The sequence below is a fragment of the Roseateles chitinivorans genome (assembly GCF_002761755.1).
Taxonomy (GTDB): Bacteria; Pseudomonadota; Gammaproteobacteria; order Burkholderiales; family Burkholderiaceae_C; genus Roseateles; species Roseateles chitinivorans.
Genome location: NZ_PEOG01000022.1, coordinates 68,205 through 84,772, shown reverse-complemented (window position 1 = coordinate 84,772; position 16,568 = coordinate 68,205). Strand labels below are relative to the sequence as shown.

Genomic DNA, 16,568 nt, shown 5'->3' with positions numbered 1-16,568 from the left:
TCTTACAACATCCGGCCCAACACCGTGTGTGACCCCCTTCCCCTCCCCGCCGCTCTTCCGATCTCCGCGCCGCGTCGCGCAGCATCAGCTGGGCCAGCGGCAGCAGCAGCATCGGCGGCACCGGCCGCGGCGCGAGCCAGGCGGACCACTCGGTCGACAGCGGCAGCGCGCCGCGCTGACGGCCCGCCACCACGGCCAGGTAGCTGTCGAGCAGCGCCGCCTCGGATTCGAGCGTCACGCCGCGCTCGCGCAGCCGCGGCAACGCCACGCGCAGATGGCGGATGAGGCGCTCCATCTGCTCGGGGGCCGCGGGATCGGTGCGCTCGTAGGCGCGCTCGATGTCGACCAGCGTGTCGAACAGGAACTGCGGCTCCACCTGCGCCTGCAGCGCCGCCAGGCGCGCGGCCACGGCGTCGCGCTGCATCGCGCTCTGCTCGCGCAGCAACGCCTCCAGCCGGGTCCGGGTGCGACGGCGGCGCATCGCCATCTCGTACCAGGCGACCGACAGGCTGGCGGTCACGCAGATCGACAGGCACTCGCCGATGAAGTTGAGCCAGCGGATCGGCTGGTAGGGGGTCTCGCCCTTGCGCTCGCGCGCCAGGTCGGCGATCGAGGGCCACTGCAGCATCGGCATCAGCTGGTCATAGAGCAGCTTGGCCAGCACCGCGCCGATCAGCACCGCGATGCCCAGCCGCGCGACGCGCCAGCGGCTCTCCAGCGCGCTGCGCGAGGCCGGCAGCCAGGTGAACAGGATGACCAGCGCCACCAGCAGCGGCGTGAGCATCTGGTTGGCCAGCGCCGACGGCCAGCGCGCGTTGTCCATCACATAGAAGATCGACGACGCGTCCACCAGTCCGTAGAAGACGCCCATCAGCAGGAACCACGACAGCTCCTCGCGGCGCAGCGAGCGCCACGAGTGCCAGAGGTGGGCCGCGCGCTCGCGCAGGGCCTCGCTCATGGGAGCGCTCCGGCGGGTGTCGCCGGGGCCGCGGGCGCGCTGCGCGCCGTGCCGGCCACCGGGACGCGCACCCGCGCGATCACCCCGCGCGGCTCGGCCGACTCCAGTTCCAGCCAGGCCTCGCGCCCGAACATCGCCATCAGCCGCGCCCGTGTGTTGGCCAGGCCCACGCCGCTGCCGCCGCTGGCGGCGAAGCCCTGGCCGGTGTCGCGCACCTCCAGCAGCAGGCCGGCGCCGGCGGGCTCGCGCCGGGCGGTGATGTCGATGCGGCCGCCCTCGGGCAAGGGCGACAGGCCGTGCTTGATCGCGTTCTCGACCAGCGTCGGCAGCACCATCGGCGGCAGCGGCGTCGCGAACAGCGCGGCGTCGGCCTCGATGTCGAAGCGCAGCCGTTCGCCCATGCGCATCTGCAGGATGGTCAGGTAACTGCGGGCCAGCTCCAGTTCCTGGCCGAGCGTCGACATGCCCTGGCGCATGCTGGGCAGCGCGGCCCGCAGGTAGGCGATCAGGCTGGCCATCATGTCGCGGCCGCGTTCCGGCGCGGTCTCGTACAGGCGCTTCACGTTGGCCAGCGTGTTGAACAGGAAGTGGGGTTCGATCTGCGCGTTCAGCGCGGAGAACTGGGCCTCGAGCTGCTGGGCCTGCAGGCGGTCGTGCTGCCGGGCCAGCTCGGCGAGCCGGGCCTGGGCACTGCGCTCCTCGCGCACGCCGTGCAGCAGCGCGGCGAAGAAGCCGCCCAGCACCAGCCACAGCAGCGTGGTCGACAACAGCCAGTCCCAGTGCAGCGGCGCGTCTGGCACGCCGAAGTTGGCGACCTGGAAGCGCAGCAGCGTGCCGACTGTCGCGCCGGCCGCGACCGCCACCGCCCGCACCGCCAGCGGCCAGCGCACGCGCAGCCGCGCCAGCAGCGCTTCCGCCAGCGCCAGCGCGACCAGCACGCTGAGCGCGGTCAGCAGCGTCTGGCGGGTGAAACGCAGCCACTCCATGAGCCAGTCGCCGACGCCGTCGTCATGGGTGAGCCAGGTCAGCGAGCGGGCGCCCGCCATCGCCAGGCAGAAGTAGAAGGCCGCCGCGATCATGCGCAGGTTGAAGAGCTGCAGCGCGGCCTCCCGCGCCGAACGGCGGGGCGCGGGCGGCTCGCCGGCGGGGCCGGTCAGGGACGGGGAGGCATCGGACATGGGCGGCATTCTGGCCGCCGCGCGCGGGGCCCGCCAGCGGCCGTGCGACGAAGCCGCCCTGGGCCGGACGAGTCCGGCTTGCGGAGGGCGGAGGCGGCATACTCGCCGTCCATGAAGATCCATATCGGTAACGGCGCGCGACTGTTCGTCGACGTCGAGGGGCCCGGCCTGGTGCCGGACGGGACGCGGATGCGGGAGAAGCCGACGCTGATCTGCATGCATGGCGGCCCCGGTTTCGACCATGCGGCATTCAAGCCGGCGTTCAGCCAGCTCGCGGACCTGGCGCAGATCGTCTACTACGACCACCGCGGCCATGGCCGCAGCGATCCGCGCCCGTCGTCGGAATGGACGCTCGACACCTGGGCCGACGACATCGTGCGCCTGTGCGACGCGCTGGGCATCGAGCAGCCCATCGTGCTGGGCCAGTCCTTCGGCGGCTTCGTGGCGCAGCGCTACATCGCGCGGCATCCGGGGCATGCGTCCAAGGTGATCCTGTCCAGCACCTCCCACCACATGGGGCTGGAGCGCAAGCTGGCCGCCTTCGAGCGACGCGGCGGCCCGCAGGCCCGCGCGCTGGCGGAGGCCTTCTGGAGCCGTCCCTCGCGCGAGACCTTCGAGGCCTACTGGGCCGGCGTGCGCCATCTCTACAACACCCGCCCGGCCGCCGATCCGGAGGCCAGCGGCCGCACGCTGGTGAACCTGGACATCCTGCTGCACTTCGTCAGCGGCGAGAAACAGGACCTGGGCCTGCTGCAGGGCCTGGAGAAGGCCCGCTGCCCGGTGCTGGTGATGGTGGGCGAGGACGATCCCGTCTGCCCGCTGGAGGACGCGCTGGAGATCCACGAGGCGCTGCCGCCGCAGTGGCGTCAGCTGGCGCGCTTCCCGGGCGTCGGCCACGGCGCGTGGCGCGATGACCCGGTCGCCGCCTTCGCGGTGTTGAGGCAATTCATCGCCGGGTGACCGGCGGGCGAGGCGCGGGGCGGGCGGGCATGCCCGCGCCCGTACGGCGCAGCGCCGTCAGGGAGCGACGAGCGCCTTGAGGTCGCGTTCGGCCAGCGCGGCGTCGCCCAGGTTGAGCTCGATGACGCGGCGCAGGTGGGTGATGCTCTCGAGGTCGATGCCCAGGCAGAGCAGGCCGGCACGGTCCCCGCTCACATGGGCGAGCTGGGCGGCCATCGTGATGCGGCCCTCGTGCGGCGCCAGCGGCAGGTCCAGCAGGCACAGTGCCCCCGGCTCGACCTCCGAGGACTCCGGCAGCAGCAGCAGGGCGCCCTTGAGCGACAGGTCCAGCACCTGCACCGGCAGGCGCTGCTCGACCGTCACCAGCTGCGCCGGACCGGCGAACGCGATGCGGGAGAAGTGACGGCGTTCGGCGGAACTCATGGTGTCGCTCGGTCAGCTCGGTCAGGGCGGGCGCGAGCTCAGAGCTCGGCGTAGATGGTGCTCTTCTCGATCGCCTGGTGCAGGCGCGAGGGCGCCAGCGGCTCCAGGCCCATCGTCTCCAGCAGGTACCACGAGGCGCGCAGCAGCGCGGAGGTGGCCTGGCGGAGCTCGGTCGATTCGGGCGATTCCTGGCGGGCCAGCATCGCCTGCAGCTGCCGCGACTGGTTGTGCCCGGCGACTTCCGGCACCTGCTGCGGCACATGCTGCTGCGTCAGGCGGGCCAGCAGCTGCTGGACCTCGTGGCCATGCTCGGGCGACTGGATCAGGCGGGCCAGGTCGCCGAGCAGGCGTTCGCCCGCGGCGGCCAGCAACTGCGCGGAATGGTCCGCGCCGCCCGCCAGGTAAAGCGCCGAGGCCATGTCCAGGTACTCCAGCGCGCGCGCCAGACGGGGCAGATCACTGCTCACTGCATGTCCTCCTTGATGCACTCTTGTCACGACTGCTGTTTGCATGCATCGCCGCTCCTTCTTGTGGATTCGGTCCCTCTCGACGGCGTGAGGCCGAGTGTATCGGCGCGCCGCCGCGATGCGCACGCCGTTTGTCACGCCCGGGGGTAGCATCCGTCGGTTCGTAGAGCGGGCACTGTGCTTGCCCGCCGGACCAGGAACGCGGCGGGCGACGCGATTGCCCGACGCCATCCAGACTTACCCGGAGATCCGCATGAATCGCCATGACCGCCAAGACATTTCGACCGAGGGTCCGTTGGAGCTGAACGGCGCGCCGACCGCGCCGGCACGACGCGACGCGCTGGGCCGCCTGGGGCGCTACGCCGCCGCCGGACTGGTGCTGCCGCCGGGTCTGGCGTCCTTGCCCGCGCTGGCGGCCGAGGGCGAGGACGATACCTACGACCAGGATTCGGTGGTGCATGCGGCGACCGAGTTCTTCGGCGAGACGACCGAGGGCCTGGCCAAGGTGATCGAGAAGGCCTTCAAGGAACAGGGCCGGCCCAACGCCTACATCAAGGGCCAGGAAGCCGGCGGCGCGATCACCGTGGGCCTGCGCTACGGCGAGGGCCAGTTGTTGATGAAGCGCGGTGGCGGCGGGATGGTGTACTGGGCCGGACCGTCGGTCGGCTTCGACCTGGGCGCGAATGCGTCCAAGGTCTTCACCCTGGTCTACAAGCTGCCCAAGCCGAGCGCGATCTATCGCCGCTTCCCCGGCGTGGACGGCAGCCTGTACTACATCGGCGGCGCGGGCATCAACTACCAGCGCGCCGACGGCATCACGCTGGCGCCGATCCGTCTGGGCGTGGGCCTGCGCGCCGGCGCCAGCGTCGGCTACATCCATTACCGGCGCGAGAAGACGATCAATCCGTTCTGATGGCGGGCGCCGTGCCCGCGGGGTCGCCGGAAGGCGGGCTCGCGCGGCGCGGTGGACCTTGTCGCCCGGCTGCCGCGGAACGCGGGTCAGCCGGTGCGCAGCGGCGCGCCTTCGCGCTGGCTGCGGGTGAGCGCCTGTTCGGCACGGCCGAGCAGGCCGCTGCCGGTGTCGCCCGGACCACGCCAGGCGGTGAGGCCCATGCTGAGCGGACCGGCCGTCGGCTGCTGCTGCATCCAGACCGCGCGGAAGCGCTCGCAGACCTTGCGCCCGGTGGGCAGGTCGACGTCGTGCAGCAGCATCAGCATCGCCTCGCCCTGACCGAGCGCGAGCACATCCTGCGCGCGGCACTGCTGGCGCAGCATGTGCGGCAGCGCCCCGGCCGGCGCGCGTGCGGCGGCGAGCGCCACCAGGCACCAGGCCATGTCGGGGGATCGCTGCTCCTGGCGCTCGACCAGCCGCGCCAGCAACTGATCGCGCGACGCCAGCGGCGACGAGACGCCGGCCTGGATGGCCAGCGCATGGAAGCGCTTGTAGTGGGCGAGGGCGATGCTGAAGTCGCCATGGGCCTCGGCCAGCGCGCTGAAGGTCTCCTGCATCGGCGCATGGTCGTCACCGTGGACCTTGCGCAATTCATCCAGACGGGAACGGGCCGCGTCGAGCTGGCCGTCGAGGATGAGACGGTGTGCGTCGGCGCAGCCTTGTTCCAGATCGCCCAGGGTGCCAGGGCTGGACCGCAAGACCTTGTCAGGAGTCATAGCCCAAAAGAATAGCGTCCGCTATACGACCAATCCATGGGGCCAACCCGTGGAACCGCCGACAAATGCGCATCAAACCGTGAGCAACTCGCAAGTGCGTGCTTACCGGTGGACACGCATCTTCGGCATCGGTGAGCGCGCGTGGCGCCTCGCCGGCGGCGGCGATGACAGGGATCGGTCGGTCCCATGACGCTTTCGTGGAATGGGGGGACAGGGCGGCGGACGGTGCGGGACTAGGATGGCCCGTCGTTCCAAGGAGCCCGCGCATGACCCAGCAGACCGCTTCCCCGACCCCGTCGCCGCTGCCGGTGCAGGCCTCGGCCGAGAACCTGCCGCCGCAGGAGATCAGCGCGGAGGTGCTGCTCGAGAAATACGCCAAGAACGGCGAGCGCAGCCTGGAGGAGGTACGGGCGCGGGTGGCGCGGGCGCTGGCCGCGGCGGAGTCGCCGGAGCAGCGCGCCCATTGGGAGGCGAAGTTCCTGGAGGCGCAGCGGCGCGGCTTCGTGCCGGCGGGGCGGATCGCCTCGGCCGCGGGCACGTCCTTGTCGGCGACCCTGATCAATTGCTTCGTCCAGCCGGTGGGCGACGCGATCGCCGAGGAGGAGGACGGCCACCCCGGCATCTACACCGCGCTGACCGAGGCGGCGGAGACGATGCGGCGCGGCGGGGGCGTCGGCTATGACTTCTCGCGCATCCGGCCGCAGGGCGCGTATGTGAAGTCGACGCAGTCGAGCGCGTCCGGTCCGATCAGCTACATGCGGGTGTTCGACCGCAGCTGCGAGACGGTGGAGTCGGCCGGCTCGCGGCGCGGCGCGCAGATGGGCGTGCTGCGCTGTGACCATCCCGACATCGAGGCCTTCATCCATGCCAAGGACCAGGGCGACCTGAGGAACTTCAACATCTCGGTGGGCGTGACCGACGCGTTCATGGAGGCGGTCGAGGCCGATGCCGACATCGAGCTGGTGCACAAGGCCGCGCCGGGCCCGAAGCTGCGGGCGGCCGGCGCGACGCAACGCGCCGACGGGTTGTGGGTCTACCGCCGGATGCGGGCCCGCAAGCTCTGGGACCAGGTCATGCGCTCCACCTACGACCACGCCGAGCCGGGCGTGCTCTTCCTGGACCGGATCAATGCGGACAACAACCTGCATTACTGCGAGTCGATCAGCGCGACGAATCCCTGCGTGACGGCGGAGACCTGGGTGCTGACCAGCGATGGGCCGCGGCAGGTCGCGGACCTGATCGGGGTGCCCTTCCTGGCGATGGTCGACGGCAAGGCGTACCGGACGGAATCGGCCGGTTTCTTCCCGACCGGCACGAAGGCGGTGCTGGCGCTGCGGACCCGGGAAGGCCACGAGCTGCGGCTGACGGCGAATCACCTGGTGAGGAGAGTGCTGAAGCGGCGAGGCGATGCGGTGGAACTGGATTGGACGGCCGCAGGCGCGCTCCAGCCGGGCGACGAGGTCATGCTGCACGACCATCGCGCGTTCGCCGGATGGCAGGGAACCTCCGTCGCGGACGAAGAGCTTCGCGCGGTGGCCAACGGTGCCGTCGCCGCTGGCGCCGTGGGCGTCCCGCGCTCGATCGAAGCGGCGGCGTCCGCGGCGCAGTCGGCCTACCTGCGCGACCTCTTCGGTACATGCGGCGCGGTGAGCGACGAGCCGAACGGCGCGCTGGCCGTGGCGCTGCGATCGATGGACGGTCAGCTCGTGCAGGACGTGCAGCGGATGCTGCTCCGATTCGGTGTCGCATCGACGCGGCGATCCGCGGACGGGCACGGCGCGCTTCTCATTGCGGACGACAACCTCCAGCGCTTCGCCGATCGCATCGGCTTCTCGGACGCGGCCAAGGCTCAGGGCCTGGCCGAGCGGCTGGCCGGGCAGACACGGCCTCCCCATCGTGAGCGCTTCGTCGCCACCGTCGCGTCCATCGAGCCCGACGGCGTCGAGCCCGTCTACGACGTGACCGTCGAGCAGGTTCACGCCTTCGACGCGAACGGCCTGATGGTCCACAACTGCGCCGAGCAACCCCTCCCTGCCTACGGCTGCTGCTGCCTGGGCTCGATCAATCTGACGGTCTTCGTGAAGGACGCCTTCACGTCGAAGGCCACCTTCGACGAGGCCGAGTTCACCGACATCTGCAAGACCGCGACCCGCATGCTGGACAACGTGCTCGACGTGACGCCGTGGCCGTTGCCTCAGCAGGCGCGCGAGGCCGCCAACAAGCGGCGCGTCGGCCTGGGCTTCACCGGACTTGGCGACGCGCTGGTGATGCTCGGCCTGCGCTACGACGGCGAGCCCGCGCGAGCGATGGCGCGCCGCATCAGCGAGGTCATGCGCGATGCCGCCTACGAGGCCTCCGCCGACCTCGCGCTCGAGCGCGGCGCCTTCCCGCTGTTCAACGCGGACCTCTATCTCTCGGGCGGCAACTTCGCTTCGCGACTGTCGCCGTGGCTGAAGGACAAGATCCGCGCGCAGGGCCTGCGCAACTCGCACCTGCTGTCGATCGCGCCGACCGGCACCATCTCGCTGGCCTTCGCCGACAACGCGAGCAACGGCATCGAGCCCGCGTTCTCCTGGAGCTACACCCGCAAGAAGCGGATGCCGGACAACAGCTTCAAGGAGTACGCCGTCGAGGACCACGCCTGGCGGCTCTATCGCCATCTCCACGGCCCGGACGCGCCGCTGACCGAGGCCTTCGTCACCGCGCTCGAGCTGCAGGCCGCCGATCACGAGGCCATGGTCGCGGCCGTCGCGCCGTGCATCGACACCTCGATCTCCAAGACCGTCAACGTGCCGGCGGACTATCCCTATGCCGATTTCCAGGACCTCTACCGCTGGGCCTGGCAGAGCGGCCTGAAGGGGCTCGCGACCTACCGGCCCAACAGCGTGCTTGGCGCAGTGCTGAGCGTCGAGCCGATCGCCAAGCCCGAGCCGCTGAAGGCCGACACCGGCCCCAATCAGCGCCTGCGGGTCGAGCGGCTGCCCAAGCCGGTGCTGGCCTCGCTGCGCTGGCCGAGCCGGCCCGAGATGCCCGGCGGCAATCCGGCGTGGTCGACGATGATCCGCCACCCGCATGGCGACTTCGCGCTCTTCGTCGGCGAGCTGCCGGCGGAGGGGCCCGACGCGGGCCTGTTCGGCCGCACGCTGCCCTTCGAGGTCTGGGTCAACGGCGCGGAGCAGCCGCGCGGACTCGGCGCGATGGCCAAGACCTTGTCGATGGACCTGCGTGCCAACGACGCCGCGTGGTTGCGGCTGAAGCTCGACGCGCTGGCGACCGTGGCCGAGGAGCGCGCCTTCGAGATGCCGATGCCGCCGCTCGGCGAGCCGCGGCTGTTCCCGGGCGTCGTCGCGGCGACGGCGGCGGTGATCCGCTGGCGCTGCGAGCAGCTGGGTGCGCTCCAGGAAGGCGGCCCGACGCCGGTGCTCGACGCGATGTTCTCGCGCGAGGAGCCGCGCACCGGCACGGCGGGCACGCTCGCCTGGGCGGTCGACGTGGACAACCCCGCGACCGGCGAGCTGTTCACCCTGACGCTGAAGGAGGTCAGCCTGCCCACGCCCGATGGCGGCAGTGTCACGCGGCCATGCGCGATGGGTTTCTCGGGCAACTATCCGAAGGCGCTGGACGGGCTGGCGCGGCTGCTGTCGCTGGACATGCGGGTGCTGGATCCGGGCTGGATCGGCATGAAGCTGCGCAAGCTGCTGAACGTGGGCGAGCCGCTCGGCCATTTCATGGCGCCGGTGCCGACGCTGTCGGGCGAGCGCCGACAGCAGGTGTGGCCGTCGACGGTGGCCTATGTGGCGCGGCTGGTGATCCACCGCTACGCGATGCTGGGTGTGCTCGACGAGAACGGCTATCCGCTGGTCGACATGGGGCTGATGCAGCAAGCGCCGGTGAAGGCGGGCATGGTGGCGCGTTCAGCATCGGAGGCGGGCGGCATCGTCGCGATGGCTGGGAAGAAATGCCCGGAGTGCGGGAACTCGACGCTCATCCATCGGGATGGCTGCGAGTTCTGCACGGCTTGTGGGTTCGTGGGGCAGTGTGGGTGAGTTTCCTGGGCGTCGACTGATCCGCCACGCCGCTCACGGTCGCGAGTGGTGCAACTGGAATGCGCGCTCGAACTCCATGAAGGCGGACGGCGAGTCATCCCTGACTTCCAGCCGCGAGTCCGTGTAGAACTCCGAGCGTCGATCGGGCGCATCGCCATGGAGGGCGTCGTCTGACCGGCGCAGCACCGCCATCGCCATCTGCGACCGCAGGCCCGCCAGCAAGGGTTCGGACCAGTTGCTGACGAGGGATTCGAACTGCTTCAGCGCTTTCGCAAGCACTTCCACTGGTAGGTCGTTCAGCGCTTCCTGGCCCCGGGTCGCCAGCGCGCGCTCCACGTAGCCCAGATGACGCATCACTCGCCGCGTCTGGCGATGGGTGTCGAGCAGTCTCTTGAGGGCGATGCTGGTGGACTTCTGCGCCTCGAGGGCGCCGTTGTCCCGCGGCGGGGTCTCGGACGGAGGCGCTGTCACGCGAATGCCCAGGCGCCGGCCTTTCCGCTCCAGGCGGACATCGATCGAGAGGAGCCGGGCCATGCGGCGGAAGGGCGCCGCGAGCAAGGCGACGCCTCTGAAGGAGGCCAGGCGGGACGTGGGCATAGGCGGCGGAGGATCCCAGACCCCCCACTGCGAGTCAGCACCAATTCCTAACGGCGTCTCCCGATGCCGTCGGCAACGCGCACAAGCTCACCAAAAGGACCGCCTTGCGAGCCCCCGCAGGAGCGCAGGCCTTGGCGGCAGGTGTAGTTCCGCCAAGTCTCCGCGGGGACGAAGCGCCGGCCCCCGGGGATCCCGAACCCGGCGCTCAGGCCGGGCCGGGCTTCTCGCCGTCAGGCGTCTCCGTCGCTGGCGCGGGCGGCGAGCCGGCGGCCTTGCGCTGCGCTTTCTCTTCCTTCTTCTTTTTCTTGGCGAGTTCTCGTTGACGTTTCTCGTACTGGTAGTTCGGGGTAGCGATAGTGGCCTCCGTGAGGTTGGGGGTGATCGAGGAGCCTGACGAGGACTCGGCGAGGGCGCGAACGCGGACGATCTCCTGACGGTGGATGTTGGCCCCGGTGGTCGTGAGACGCAAATTGCCACCATGCCATTCCAGCCAGTCCAGGTCCACCAGCCGATCGATCAGCTGTTCGGGGATTTCGCTGGCCTGGCGTCTTTGCAGGGCATCGACACTTTGGCGCAATGAAACCCGGAGCTCGTCGAGGGTTTGGGGGACAGGCATGGAACACCTCCGCGCGTGTCGCGCCGCGACATGCGGCGCGAACAGAGTCGCCAAGCAATCAAGGCGAGGGCTTGCACGGCGTCCGTCGGAGGAGAACCAGGCGAAGACTTCGGGATGACAGGCTCACGGTCTATCGGGCGATCGTAGCGCAGCGGCGCGGCCGGGCTTTTCCCGAGGCCGGCGAATCCAAACGGGCCGCGTTTGCGTACAGCGTCCCTGGCGGTGGCATGCCGCCACGCCGTCAACCCGAGGAGCTGCGATGAACACGATGTCCCCCCGCGCGAAGTCCATGAGTCCCCTCCTGGCGCTGCTGGCGCCGATCGCCCTGCTGGGCGGCTGCGCCCTGTCCGGACCGGCCGGATCCGGCGCCGGCCCCGCCTTCTCGCAAGCCGGCTTGCCCGCCGCGGTCCAGGTGCCGGAAGGCCACAAGGTGGCGATGGAAACGGTGGGCGTCGGCCGCATCACCTATGAATGCCGGGCGAAGAAGGACATGCCGGGGCAGTTCGAATGGGCTTTCGTCGGGCCCGACGCGGTGCTGACCGACCGCCGCGGCACCGGCGTCGGCAAGTACTACGGCCCGCCCGCCACCTGGGAGTCGAAGGACGGCTCCAAGGTCACCGGCACCCAGCTCGCGGTCGCGCCCGCCGCAGCCGGCAGCATCCCGCTGCAACTGGTGAAAGCCAATCCCGCCGTCGGCATGGGGGCGATGCAGGGTGTCAGCCACATCCAGCGCGTGGCGACCAAGGGCGGCGTGGCGCCGTTGACGGCCTGCGACGGCACCAGCGCCGGGCAGAAGCAGGTGGTCGACTATCAGGCCGACTACATCTTCTGGACCCCGGTGGCGATGCGCTGACGCGGCCGGGCCCCAGCACGGGGCCGCGCCTGAGAGGACCGACATGGCCCGCATGGCGGGCCTGCCAGCGGGAACGCCCGCGCGCCCTCGGCACACCGTGATGCTCGTCACAGCGGCCATCCCCGCGTTCGCGGGGGGCGGCCCGCCCGCTTCCGTACTGCGTCACGGTGAAGCGATCTGCTGATATCGGCATTGGCGATTTCAAAAATATCATTTCGCCAACCCATGCCGCCAAACTGATCGGCCGCCCTCAGCGACCGCCCGCGCTTTCCGCGCCGCTTGCCTCAAGAGCAGATCCATGAACGGTCTTTCCATCAAGAAGCAGTTGTCGCTCGCCTTCGCCACGCTGGTTGCGGCGGTGATGCTGGTCAGCGTCATCGCGCTGCGCGACCTCGCCGCCGCCGATGCGCGGTTCGCCGGCTTCGTGCACGGCATCGATGATCGCGAGTCGATGGCCGTCGACGTGCGCATTGCCGCCAACCGCCGCGCCATCGGCGTGCGGGACATGGTGATCGTCAAGGAGGCGGCGGATGTCGAGGCCGCCAAGAAAATGGCGCTCGAGGCCCACCAGGCCATCGGCGAGCACCTGCGCAAGCTGAAGGGCGCGGTGGCCGCCGCGCCCGACGCCAGCCCGCGCGAGCGCGAGCTGGTCGCACGTCTCCTGGAGGTCGAAGGCCGCTACGGTCCGGTCGCGGCAGGCATCGTCGAGCTCGCCGCCTCCGGCCGGCGCGACGAGGCGATGGCCGCCATGACCCGCGACTGCCGCCCGCTGCTGGCGGAGCTGCTGGCGGCCGCCCGCCAGTACGTCGACTTCGCGGCTGCAGCCGGCGACGAGCAGGTCGCCGCGTCCACCGCCCAATACCAGGCACAGCGCTGGTGGCTGACGCTGGTGAGCCTGGCCGCCGTGGCGGGCGCCTGCGGCCTGGGCTGGTTGATCACGCGCCGCCTGATGACCGCGCTCGGCACCGAGCCGGCGCAATTGGCCGACGCCGCCCGCCGCATCGCCGACGGCGACCTGCGTCCGGTCGAAGGCGCCGAGCGGGCGCCGGCAGCCAGCGTGCTCGCCTCGATGGGCGCGATGCAGCGGCAGCTGCTCGCGCTGATCGGCCAAGTGCGCGCTTCCGCCGAGCAGATCGCCACCGTCAGCACCCGCATCGCGCAGGGCAACAACGACCTGTCGTCGCGGACCGAGGAACAGGCCGCGGCGCTCGAGGAGACCGCCGCGTCGATGGAGGAGCTCAGCGCCACGGTGCGCCAGAACGCCGACAACGCCCAGCAGGCCAATCAATTGGCGCGCGGAGCCAGCGAGGTCGCGACCCGCGGCGGCGAGGTCGTGGGCCAGGTGGTCGACACGATGCGCGGCATCCATGAGAGCAGCCGCCGCATCTCCGACATCATCGGCGTCATCGACGGCATCGCGTTCCAGACCAACATCCTGGCGCTCAACGCAGCGGTCGAGGCCGCCCGTGCCGGCGAGCAGGGCCGCGGCTTCGCCGTCGTCGCCGCCGAGGTCCGCAGCCTGGCGAGCCGCTCGGCCGGCGCCGCCAAGGAGATCAAGGCGCTCATCGGCGACAGCGTCGCCCGCGTCGAGCAGGGCAGCGGGCTGGTCGACCAGGCCGGTGCCACGATGACCGAGGTGGTCGGCGCGATCCGACGGGTGTCGGACATCGTCGGCGAGATCAGCGCCGCCAGCGCCGAGCAAAGCGCCGGCGTCGCGCAGGTCGGCGAGGCCATCACCCAGATGGACCGCGCCACGCAGCAGAACGCCGCGATGGTCGAGGAAAGCGCCGCTGCGGCGGACAGCATGAAGCGCCAGGCGATCGACATGGTCGGTGCCGTCGCCGTGTTCCGCACCGATGACCAGCCTCAGGCGGGTCCGGCGCAGCAGCTGCCGCAAGAGCGTCCGGAGCAGCCTGCGAAGCCGGTGCAGCCGACGCCGGCGACGTTCCGGCCGGCGAGGAATGCCACGCCGCCGATGCCCGCGTCGCGCCAGGACAACCCGCGCGGCGAACCGGCGCGGGCGGTTCCGACGACCTCCTGGGTGGAGCGCAAGACCGCTCCCGCCCCGATGGCCGCGGCGGCGCGCGCGCCCGTCCGTGTCGTGGCCGCCACGGCGACGCCGGCGCGTCGGGGGGCACCGGCGCCGGAGCTGCAGGTGGTGTCTCCGACGCCGGTCTCGCGGAAGATCGCCGAGCCGGCACTCGCCGGCGACGACGACTGGACCTCGTTCTGACCGGCGCGCCTGAGCGCTCGCGGCGGAACCTCCGACGGGCGCGCCGCTCGGCGGGTCGGGACTTCCCTGTCCCGAAAGCAAAGGATGTCGTCGGCGGCCGGGCGTGACTATGCTGCCCGCACCGTCGCGGTGCCTGCCGCCGAGGAGAGTCCCATGCCGGCCGCACGTTCCGCCAGTCCGCTCGTCCGCATCGATTACCCCCACATCGCCCGGCACGAGATGCTGGCCTTCCTGCCGCGGGACTGCCAGCGCGTGCTGGACGTGGGCTGCAATACCGGCGCCTTCGGCGAGGCGGTCAAGACGGCGCGCCCCGGTGCCGAGGTCTGGGGCGTGGAGCCCGACGCCGGCGCCGCCGAGCGCGCCGGCCAGTATCTGGATCGCGTGCTGCAGGGCTGCTTCGATGCCGCGCTGCCGCTGCCCGAGGCGCATTTCCATGCCGTCGTCTTCAACGACGTGCTCGAGCACATGCCCGATCCCTGGGCCGCGCTGAACCACGCCGCACCGTTGCTCGCGCCCGGCGGCGTGGTCCTCGCCTCGCTGCCCAACCTGCTGCACCTCGACACGATCTGGCCGCTGCTGCACGACCGCGACTTCCGCTATGAGCGCTGCGGCGTCCGTGATCGCACCCATCTGCGCTTCTTCACCCGCACCAGCGCGCTGCGGATGTTCGACGAGTGCGGCTACGAGGTGCTCAGCGTCCAGGGCATCAACGAGCAGTGGTACACGCCGTCGATCAAGCGGCGGCTCGCCTTCCGGCTGTTCGGGCGACAGCTGGAGGAGACCAAGTACGTGCAGTTCGCCTTCGTCGCCCGGCCGGCGCCGCAGCGGCTGGCGTCCTGAGCCGGGCGGGGCCGCGGCGCGCGGCGTTCGCGCAATCGCCCCACCGCCGACCGGAGTCCTCGCCAGCCGCGACAATGCGCCGCATGCGCGCCCTGATCGACCTGCTGATCCAGCACGACTTCCTGCTCGTCTTCCTCGTGACGCTGGCTGCGCGCATCGGTGCGCCGCTGCCCGCGGCCCCCCTGCTGGTCGTGGCGGGAGGCCTGGCGGCGGCGGGTCGCCTGTCGGCGCTGTCGCTGGTCGTGGCCGCGGTGCTGGCCAACGTGCTGGGCGACGCCATCTGGTTCATCGCCGGCCGCACCCATGGCCATCGCGTGCTGCGGCTGCTGTGCCGCGTCTCGCTGTCGCCGGATGTCTGCGTGCGCCAGAGCGAAAGCCTGATCGCGCGCTGGGGCGGCAGCTCGCTGCTGGCGGCGAAGTTCCTGCCCGGCATCTCGGTCGTCGCCGCGCCGATGGCCGGCGCGCTCGGCATGGGCTGGCGGCGCTTCGTCGCCTACGACGCGGTCGCCGGCCTGGTGTGGACGCTGTGCTTCCTCGGCCTGGGCCTGGTCTTCAGCGACCAGATCCAGGATGTGCTGGACGCGCTGTCCAATGCCGGCCTGCTGGCCCTGGCGGCGATCGGCGCGGTGCTGCTGCTGATGGTGGGCAACCGCTGGCGCCGCCGCCGCCAGATGGCGAGGCTGCAGGGCGAAGTCGAACGCATCAGCGTCGAGGACGCGGCCGCGCTGGTTGACCAGGACATGGCGCCGCTGTTCATCGACGTGCGCAGCGACCCGGGGCGCGCCGCCGATCCGCGCACCTTGCCCGGTGCGCTCAACATCCCGCTGACGCGCCTGCCGGAATACGCCGACCAGTTGCCCCGCGACCGCCTGCTGGTCCTGTACTGCAACTGCCCGAACGAGATCTCCGCGGTGCAGGGCGCCCATGAGCTGCTCCAGCGCGGCCATGCCCGCGTCCTGGCGCTCGACGGCGGCCTGGACGGCTGGCATGCGCTGCAGCGCCGCCGTGGCCGGGACCGGGGCGACAGCGGCGACGGCGACGCGGTCGATCCGCCGTCCTCGTCCGCGCCGACCACCGCGCCGGCCGTCCCCTGATCTGAGGAGGGGCGGCGACCGCGGGTGGCCCGCCGCTTGCATACTCGTCCCCATGACCGTCGCCGTCCTGCCTGCCGCCGCCCCGGTGCTCGCGCCGACCATCCTCGACCTGGAGGCCTCCGGCTTCGGCCGCGGCAGCTATCCGATCGAGATCGGCTTCGTCGAGGCGGGCGGGCTGCCGTTCTGCTCGCTGATCCAGCCGGCGCCCGAATGGTCGCACTGGGACGAGCAGGCCGAGGCGCTGCACGGCATCTCCCGCGAGCTGCTGATGCGCCATGGCCGACCCCGCGAGTGGATCGCGGACGAACTCAACCGGCGCCTGGCCGGCCAGACGGTCTATTCGGACAGCTGGGGCCACGACTACAGCTGGCTGTCCAAGCTCTTCGACAGCGCCGGCCGGCTGCCGCGCTTCCGGCTCGAGGACCTGCGCCGCCTGCTGTCCGAGGACGAGGCCGATCGCTGGAACGCGGTGCAGCAGGAAGTACGCGCGCAAGCGCAGCTGCGCCGTCATCGCGCCAGCGCCGACGCCAAGGTCTTGCAGATGACGCTGATGCGCCTGAAGCACGGCGCCGCGACGCCGACAGCCGGCCTGAACGGCCGCGATCCGAGCGACTTCGGCCATTGCGGCTGAGCCG

At 71.2% G+C, this 16,568-nt stretch carries 15 protein-coding genes; 8 read left to right on the top strand and 7 right to left on the bottom strand.

What is annotated here, in order from left to right:
* Both CS062_RS10225 and CS062_RS10220 read right to left on the bottom strand, forming a co-directional pair.
* Positions 1-958, bottom strand: a 958-nt coding sequence (locus CS062_RS10225) for a histidine kinase (protein ID WP_199174217.1), incomplete at its 3' end; no start/stop codon positions are given.
* Positions 955-2,136, bottom strand: a complete 1,182-nt coding sequence (locus CS062_RS10220) for a sensor histidine kinase (RefSeq protein WP_158238735.1) — start codon at positions 2,134-2,136, stop codon at positions 955-957. The genes CS062_RS10225 and CS062_RS10220, both read right to left, overlap by 4 nt.
* 111 nt (positions 2,137-2,247) lie before the next feature.
* Here CS062_RS10220 and CS062_RS10215 point away from each other — a divergent pair, with 111 nt between their 5' ends.
* Positions 2,248-3,096, top strand: coding sequence for an alpha/beta fold hydrolase (locus CS062_RS10215; RefSeq protein ID WP_099861538.1), 849 nt, complete (start codon positions 2,248-2,250; stop codon positions 3,094-3,096).
* A 57-nt stretch (positions 3,097-3,153) separates the two neighbouring features.
* Here CS062_RS10215 and CS062_RS10210 read toward each other — a convergent pair whose 3' ends face one another.
* A complete protein-coding gene (locus tag CS062_RS10210; RefSeq protein ID WP_099861537.1) occupies positions 3,154-3,519 on the bottom strand; it encodes a PilZ domain-containing protein in 366 nt (121 codons plus the stop codon).
* A gap of 38 nt (positions 3,520-3,557) precedes the next feature.
* Positions 3,558-3,986 (bottom strand): hypothetical protein, encoded by a 429-nt coding sequence (locus tag CS062_RS10205; RefSeq protein WP_099861536.1) that lies wholly within the window; start codon positions 3,984-3,986, stop codon positions 3,558-3,560.
* 253 nt (positions 3,987-4,239) lie between these two features.
* Between CS062_RS10205 and CS062_RS10200 the strand changes: the two genes are divergently transcribed.
* Positions 4,240-4,899: a DUF1134 domain-containing protein gene (locus CS062_RS10200; RefSeq protein WP_099861548.1), complete on the top strand. Its 660-nt coding sequence runs from the start codon at positions 4,240-4,242 to the stop codon at positions 4,897-4,899.
* Between the two features lie 86 nt (positions 4,900-4,985).
* Here the strand turns inward: CS062_RS10200 and CS062_RS10195 are convergent, their stop codons facing one another.
* Positions 4,986-5,654: a GGDEF domain-containing protein gene (locus CS062_RS10195; RefSeq protein WP_099861535.1), complete on the bottom strand. Its 669-nt coding sequence runs from the start codon at positions 5,652-5,654 to the stop codon at positions 4,986-4,988.
* A 266-nt stretch (positions 5,655-5,920) separates the two neighbouring features.
* Between CS062_RS10195 and CS062_RS10190 the strand changes: the two genes are divergently transcribed.
* A complete protein-coding gene (locus CS062_RS10190; RefSeq protein ID WP_099861534.1) occupies positions 5,921-9,700 on the top strand; it encodes a ribonucleotide reductase barrel domain-containing protein in 3,780 nt (1,259 codons plus the stop codon).
* 33 nt (positions 9,701-9,733) lie between these two features.
* Here CS062_RS10190 and CS062_RS10185 read toward each other — a convergent pair whose 3' ends face one another.
* Both CS062_RS10185 and CS062_RS26610 read right to left on the bottom strand, forming a co-directional pair.
* Positions 9,734-10,258: a hypothetical protein gene (locus CS062_RS10185; RefSeq protein WP_143742307.1), complete on the bottom strand. Its 525-nt coding sequence runs from the start codon at positions 10,256-10,258 to the stop codon at positions 9,734-9,736.
* Positions 10,259-10,502: 244 nt separating this feature from the next.
* On the bottom strand, positions 10,503-10,913 hold the full coding sequence (locus CS062_RS26610; RefSeq protein ID WP_199174219.1) for a hypothetical protein: 411 nt from the start codon (positions 10,911-10,913) through the stop codon (positions 10,503-10,505).
* A gap of 259 nt (positions 10,914-11,172) precedes the next feature.
* Between CS062_RS26610 and CS062_RS10175 the strand changes: the two genes are divergently transcribed.
* The 5 genes from CS062_RS10175 (at position 11,173) to CS062_RS10155 (ending at position 16,564) form a co-directional block, all read left to right on the top strand.
* Complete coding sequence (locus CS062_RS10175) at positions 11,173-11,766, top strand: DUF3455 domain-containing protein (RefSeq protein WP_099861532.1); 594 nt, start codon at positions 11,173-11,175, stop codon at positions 11,764-11,766.
* A 298-nt stretch (positions 11,767-12,064) separates the two neighbouring features.
* Positions 12,065-13,999, top strand: coding sequence for a methyl-accepting chemotaxis protein (locus CS062_RS27270; RefSeq protein ID WP_143742306.1), 1,935 nt, complete (start codon positions 12,065-12,067; stop codon positions 13,997-13,999).
* A 153-nt stretch (positions 14,000-14,152) separates the two neighbouring features.
* Positions 14,153-14,839, top strand: coding sequence for a class I SAM-dependent methyltransferase (locus tag CS062_RS10165; RefSeq protein WP_099861531.1), 687 nt, complete (start codon positions 14,153-14,155; stop codon positions 14,837-14,839).
* An 83-nt stretch (positions 14,840-14,922) separates the two neighbouring features.
* Positions 14,923-15,933: a VTT domain-containing protein gene (locus tag CS062_RS10160; RefSeq protein WP_099861546.1), complete on the top strand. Its 1,011-nt coding sequence runs from the start codon at positions 14,923-14,925 to the stop codon at positions 15,931-15,933.
* A 52-nt stretch (positions 15,934-15,985) separates the two neighbouring features.
* Positions 15,986-16,564: a 3'-5' exonuclease gene (locus CS062_RS10155; RefSeq protein ID WP_099861530.1), complete on the top strand. Its 579-nt coding sequence runs from the start codon at positions 15,986-15,988 to the stop codon at positions 16,562-16,564.
* Positions 16,565-16,568 lie beyond the last annotated feature (4 nt).

Bases quoted from the DNA above. Each gene is read 5' to 3' on its own strand.
- CS062_RS10200 (WP_099861548.1), top strand. From the start codon at position 4,240: ATGAATCGCCATGACCGCCAAGACATTTCGACCGAGGGTCCGTTGGAG.
- CS062_RS10220 (WP_158238735.1), bottom strand. From the start codon at position 2,136: ATGTCCGATGCCTCCCCGTCCCTGACCGGCCCCGCCGGCGAGCCGCCC.
- CS062_RS10175 (WP_099861532.1), top strand. From the start codon at position 11,173: ATGAACACGATGTCCCCCCGCGCGAAGTCCATGAGTCCCCTCCTGGCG.
- CS062_RS26610 (WP_199174219.1), bottom strand. From the start codon at position 10,913: ATGCCTGTCCCCCAAACCCTCGACGAGCTCCGGGTTTCATTGCGCCAA.
- CS062_RS10155 (WP_099861530.1), top strand. From the start codon at position 15,986: ATGACCGTCGCCGTCCTGCCTGCCGCCGCCCCGGTGCTCGCGCCGACC.
- CS062_RS10210 (WP_099861537.1), bottom strand. From the start codon at position 3,519: ATGAGTTCCGCCGAACGCCGTCACTTCTCCCGCATCGCGTTCGCCGGT.
- CS062_RS10215 (WP_099861538.1), top strand. From the start codon at position 2,248: ATGAAGATCCATATCGGTAACGGCGCGCGACTGTTCGTCGACGTCGAG.
- CS062_RS27270 (WP_143742306.1), top strand. From the start codon at position 12,065: ATGAACGGTCTTTCCATCAAGAAGCAGTTGTCGCTCGCCTTCGCCACG.
- CS062_RS10165 (WP_099861531.1), top strand. From the start codon at position 14,153: ATGCCGGCCGCACGTTCCGCCAGTCCGCTCGTCCGCATCGATTACCCC.
- CS062_RS10160 (WP_099861546.1), top strand. From the start codon at position 14,923: ATGCGCGCCCTGATCGACCTGCTGATCCAGCACGACTTCCTGCTCGTC.
- CS062_RS10195 (WP_099861535.1), bottom strand. From the start codon at position 5,654: ATGACTCCTGACAAGGTCTTGCGGTCCAGCCCTGGCACCCTGGGCGAT.
- CS062_RS10190 (WP_099861534.1), top strand. From the start codon at position 5,921: ATGACCCAGCAGACCGCTTCCCCGACCCCGTCGCCGCTGCCGGTGCAG.